This window comes from Pseudomonas tremae, from assembly GCF_001401155.1.
GTDB lineage: Bacteria > Pseudomonadota > Gammaproteobacteria > Pseudomonadales > Pseudomonadaceae > Aquipseudomonas > Aquipseudomonas tremae.
The window spans coordinates 1-399 of sequence record NZ_LJRO01000331.1; the positions used below are offsets into that span (position 1 = coordinate 1).

2 pseudogenes are annotated in these 399 nt (G+C 53.6%); both read right to left on the reverse strand.

Features of this window, described 5'->3' with window-relative positions:
- Positions 1-189: pseudogene (locus ALO43_RS31565) on the reverse strand (polyribonucleotide nucleotidyltransferase); the annotation flags it as partial.
- 30 nt (positions 190-219) lie between these two features.
- Positions 220-399: pseudogene (locus tag ALO43_RS18670) on the reverse strand (MlaA family lipoprotein); the annotation flags it as partial.

Sequence of the window (399 nt, forward strand, 5' to 3'; positions counted from 1 at the left end):
CTGAACGCTGACCATGCTCTGGCAGGCTGCCAGTGCGACACACACAACGATTGCCTTGAAACCGAAAGACCGCATGGAAATTCCTTTTTTGTCTGTTAAATGGATCGAGTAAATGGAGGCCTGTGTGCCCGAGGAATGTGAGTGGCCCGGCAGGTAAAAGTGCCCATAAAAAACGGCCAGCAGGATCACTCCGGCTGGCCGTCCTTTATTGCGTTTCGCTTACTCGGCGATCTGCAGTTTGCGCGACTCGGTATAGACGTAACGCACTTTCTCGTACTCGAATGGCGAGTTCAGCTGGCCATAACGGAAGCTGGTGACATACCGGCGATCAATCGCACGCAGCACGGTGATTTCCGGATGGTCGTCGCTGACTTCGGCAACGTTCAGGAAGTTGATCTG